Here is a 4,157-nt window from a genome sequence, read left to right as displayed (position 1 = left end):
TCGTCTACGGGCTCGGCCTCGGCATCCCGTTCCTGATCGTCGCGGCCGCCTTCCAGCGCGCGGTGAACGTGCTCGGCTTCTTCCGCCGCAACGCGCGGCTGGTCAGCAGGATCGGCGGCGCCTTGCTGGTGGTCGTCGGCGTCCTCGAAGTAACCGGCGCGTGGACGTCTGCCATCGCCTGGCTGCACACCCACTGGCTCACCAGCTATTCGACCCCGCTGTAGCGGGGCTCCGCAAGACGGCGGCCCGGTCAGCGGGCGCGCGTGCCCGCCTTGGGCTTGGGGGCCGGCGGCTTCTTAGGCTGCTGGTGCGCCTGGGATTGCTGCGGTTCCGCCCGCTGGGCCTGGACCGCCTCGCGGCGTGGCTTGCCGGCCGCCTCGACCAGGGCGGTCAGCAGGCGGAGGTCGTCGCTTTCCTCGGGGTGCCAGTGCACGCCGACGCCGAACCCGTGCCCGGCGACTTCCACGGCCTCCACCGCCTGGTCGTCCGGCGACCAGCCGGTTGCCGTCAGGCCGTCGCCGAGCCGGTCAGGTGCCTGGTGGTGCGCGGCGGGCACCTGGACCTTGCTGCCGAGCAGGCGGCCGAGCACGCTGTCGTCGGCTAGGTGCACATCGTGCGGCAGGTAGCGGGCCCGGTCCGGCCGGTGCTCGGGCAGATGCTGGGTGAGCGTGCCGCCGCGCGCCACGGTCAGCACGTGCAACCCGCGGCCGATGGCGAGGAAGGGCAGGCCGGCCTCGAGCGCGGCGCGCATCAGCAGCAGCTCGAACCTGTCCCTGCGGTGCTCGGGCAGGTCGGTGTCGTCCAGCCGCTGCTGCTCGTACAGCGCGGGGTCGACGTCCCTGCCGCCGGTGAACAGCAGCCCGTCGAGGCGGACGACGAGGGAGGACACCGAATCCGGCGGCACCGGGGGCAGCAGCACGGGCGCTCCCCCGGCCCGCTCCACGGCCCGGGTGTAACTGACCGGGGAAATCGCGGCCTCACGAAGCCAGTCTCCCCAGCGGGCCGCCTCCAGCTCGCAGGTAATGCCTATGATCGGGCGGCCCATTCAGTCCTCCTCGCCTTGTAACGCTCTGTCGCGAGTGCAACCGAGTGCAACACTGTGCGCAACCGTCAGACGGGAACACAAACCCCGCCCCCGCACCATCGCCATTCTTCCTGACTGAAGCGGTTTCTGACCTGGCGATGACTTATTTCTACGGGCTTCTCTTCGCCGCCGGGTTCCTGACGAGAACTAGACCTTCCGCCAGCCTGGCACCCATGCACCGTCGGTCACCTGGTAGTCGCTGAAAAGCGCGGGCGCCTCGGCGCGCATGATCTCCCCGATCTTGCCGAAGACCAGCCGGATTTCCTCCTCGGCCCCCGCGTCGGTGCGCATTTCGATGGTGTGCCGCAGCGCCCTGATGTTCGCGGTCCACACCAGCCCGGTGGCCACGCCGTCCGGCGCGAAGCGGCGCATGAACGACGTCTTGTGCTTCTTCTCGTGGAAGGGGACGCCGTCGTCGTCGAGGCGGAAGTGCCCGGCCATCCACTGCTGGAATGCTTCCATCTCCGTCAGCAGGGCGGTCGCGCGCTTCATGAGCTCGGGGTCCTGCTGCGCCCAGTCGGGGAACCAGAAGGGTAGTTCGTCGAGGCGGACGAAGCGCAGCGACTCCTGCGAGATGGCCGTTCCGGCGCGGTGCCTGACGGTTTCATGGGTGAATACGCGACTGACGTTGTGCAGGACGAACGTGAAGTTGATGTGCTCGAGGACCGATCCGTGGCCGCTGCGCAGGATGTTTTCCAGGTACCGGACCTGGTCCTCGCGGATCCGGCTCACGTTCGGGTTCAGGCCAGGCTCCCAGGAGCGGTAGCACATCCGGCCGGCGAACTCGGCGAGGTTCTGCGCGTCGGTGTCGAGCTGGTCGCGGTCCAGCCGTTCCAGCCAGCGTTCCCCGCCGACTTCGCGCAGGTAGGCGGCGATCGCCTGGTAGTCGATCTGGGGCCGCGCGACCAGGAAAACCTCGGGCTCTACCGTCCTCATGGCACAGCACACTACCTTGAGGGCGTGACGTTCCGGTGGCTCACGGTCTTCCTGGATTTCCCCGCGGCGGGGTTCGGCCCGGGCATCGCGTTCTGGCGGGCGGCAACGGGCTACGGCCTGTCGCCGTTCCGCGGGCCAGGCGGCGAATTCGCCACCTTGCTGCCTCCGTCGGGCGACGCCTATCTGCGGGTGCAGCGGGTGCTCGCCGGGGACGGCGGTTACCACCTCGACCTGCACGTCGATACGGCGGGCTGGGCGCTGCAGGCGCTTGATGAGGCGGCCGGCCTGGCGCTGGCGCTTGGCGCGACCGTGCGGCACCGGGAGGCGGGCGAGGTGATCGTCGCCGACAGTCCCGGCGGGTTCACGTTCTGCCTGGTCCGCTGGGAGGGAGAGCGTGCCGTGCCGGCCCCGCAGGCGGTGGATGGCCGCGGGGTCAGCCGGGTGGACACGCTGTGCCTGGACATCCCGCCGGAGCTGTTCGCCAGCGAGAGCGCCTTCTGGGCCGCGCTCACCGGCCAGGCGCCACAGGCCGCGCCGGTGCCTGGATTCGCCTACCTGACCGGGCCGGCGGGCACCGGAATGCCGGTCCGGCTCCTGCTGCAGCGGCGGGAGGAGGCGGCGCCCGGTCAGCGGGTCCGCGGGCACATCGATCTGGGCTGCACGGACCGGGACGCGGCGGTAGCCTGGCACGTCGACCACGGCGCGCGGGTGACCGGCATGTTCGAGTACTGGACCGTGCTGACCGACCCCGCCGGACACGAGTACTGCCTGGTCGGCAGGCCGCCCTGGAAATAGGAGTGACGAAATGCGGGTTTCCGTTGTGCGTCCGGGCGAATTGGGGCCGGACGACATCGCCTCCTGGCGTGCCATGCAGTCCAGTACGCCGTCTCTCGCCAGCCCGTTTCTTTCCCCGGAGTTCACGATCGCCGTTGGTGAATTCCGGCCGGGCGCACGAGTCGCCGTTCTGAGCGACGGGCCTGACGTTGCCGGGTTTTTCCCTTTTGAGCGGGGCAGGCTCGGGGCAGGGCTGCCCATCGCGGCAGGGATGACCGACTGCCAGGGCCTCATCCACGCTCCTGGCGTCCAGTGGGACGCGCGCGAACTGGTGCGACGATGCGGGCTCCCCGCGTGGCGTTTTGATCACCTTGAGGCTTCGCAACAGCCGTTTGAACGGTACCGGACAGGCGTGGAACGCTCGCCGATCATCGACCTGTCCAACGGATTCGATGCCTACTATGAAAAGCTCGGCACCCAGGCCCCGCAGTTGTGCAGGAACACAGAGCGCAAAGCACGGAAGCTGGAACGTGAGGCGGGCGAACTTCGTTTCGTAGCTGACTCAGACGACATCAGCGCTTTCCGCTCCCTGCTCACCTGGAAAAGAGCCCAGTACCGGCGGACCGGGCAGTTCGACATTTTCGCGTGGTCGTGGGTTACCGGCCTGATTGAAACGCTGTTCAGCACCCGCGGTGACTCCTTCAGCGGCCTCTTCTCTGTGCTGTACGCGGCCGATGTTCCGATCGCCGCGCACTTCGGACTGCGCGGCGGCGATACCCTGGCCCACTGGTTCCCGGCGTATGACGCAGAGTTCAGCCGGTATTCGGCCGGGCTCATCATGCACCTGCGCATGGCCGAGTTCACGCCGGCCGCGGGTGTTCGCGTGATCGACATGGGCACCGGTCTCCAGCGCTATAAAGATGAGCTGAAGAACGGTGACCTATTCGTCGGCGTCGGCATTGTCACCACGGGCTCGCTCCGCGGTGCGGTGCTCGCGACGGCCCCCCGAGCGCGGGCGGCCGCACGCGGGCGGGTGATCGAGGTCGTCAGGCGACATCCGGTTTTGCACGGTGCAGCCGGCTGGTTGCGGGCGAAGTAACGGCAGGCGCGCAGCGGGCGCGGACACTAACACAGGACGGCGCGGAGGGTACGGCGCCCGACGCGTCGCAGTTGCGGGTTGTCCGCCGAGTGAGCCAGGAAGACGAGCGCGAGGTTCAGCGCCCAGCCGCGGGCGCGCTGCCAGAGGGCGTCGCCGGGCGGTCCGCCGGCGGCCTCGTACGCTGCGCGGAAGGCGCCGTGCCACGCGAGGGGCAGCACCATCCACGCCACCGCGAGGTCCGTGGCCGGATCCCCCGACGTGATG

The 4,157-nt window shown here is 69.4% G+C and carries 5 protein-coding genes and 1 pseudogene; 3 read left to right on the top strand and 3 right to left on the bottom strand.

The features are described 5' to 3' along the window. Positions 1-224: cytochrome c biogenesis protein CcdA (locus WA805_RS10055; RefSeq protein WP_425242208.1), on the top strand; the 224-nt coding region annotated here is incomplete at its 5' end. Positions 225-250: 26 nt separating this feature from the next. Here the strand turns inward: WA805_RS10055 and WA805_RS10050 are convergent. Together WA805_RS10050 and thyX are read right to left on the bottom strand one after the other, a co-directional pair. Next, the gene (locus tag WA805_RS10050; RefSeq protein ID WP_424559421.1) at positions 251-1,045 is read right to left on the bottom strand and encodes a gamma-glutamyl-gamma-aminobutyrate hydrolase family protein; all 795 of its coding nucleotides are present in this window, start codon (positions 1,043-1,045) and stop codon (positions 251-253) included. Between the two features lie 186 nt (positions 1,046-1,231). Then, positions 1,232-2,020, bottom strand: a complete 789-nt coding sequence (gene thyX, locus WA805_RS10045; RefSeq protein ID WP_422281500.1) for an FAD-dependent thymidylate synthase — start codon at positions 2,018-2,020, stop codon at positions 1,232-1,234. Between the two features lie 24 nt (positions 2,021-2,044). On the opposite strand from thyX, the gene WA805_RS10040 reads away from it, so the two are divergent. Together WA805_RS10040 and WA805_RS10035 are read left to right on the top strand one after the other, a co-directional pair. Further along, positions 2,045-2,815 (top strand): VOC family protein, encoded by a 771-nt coding sequence (locus tag WA805_RS10040; protein ID WP_425242207.1) that lies wholly within the window; start codon positions 2,045-2,047, stop codon positions 2,813-2,815. Between the two features lie 10 nt (positions 2,816-2,825). After that, positions 2,826-3,893 carry a GNAT family N-acetyltransferase gene (locus tag WA805_RS10035; protein WP_425242206.1) on the top strand — a complete coding sequence of 356 codons (1,068 nt, stop codon included), beginning with the start codon at positions 2,826-2,828 and terminating at the stop codon, positions 3,891-3,893. Positions 3,894-3,919: 26 nt separating this feature from the next. Here the strand turns inward: WA805_RS10035 and WA805_RS10030 are convergent. Further along, positions 3,920-4,157: pseudogene (locus WA805_RS10030) on the bottom strand (phosphotransferase); the annotation flags it as partial.

Source organism: Trebonia sp., from assembly GCF_049794275.1.
Classification (GTDB): domain Bacteria; phylum Actinomycetota; class Actinomycetes; order Streptosporangiales; family Streptosporangiaceae; genus Trebonia.
Note: the sequence above shows the minus strand (reverse complement) of the source record. Positions and strands in the feature narration are given on the sequence as shown.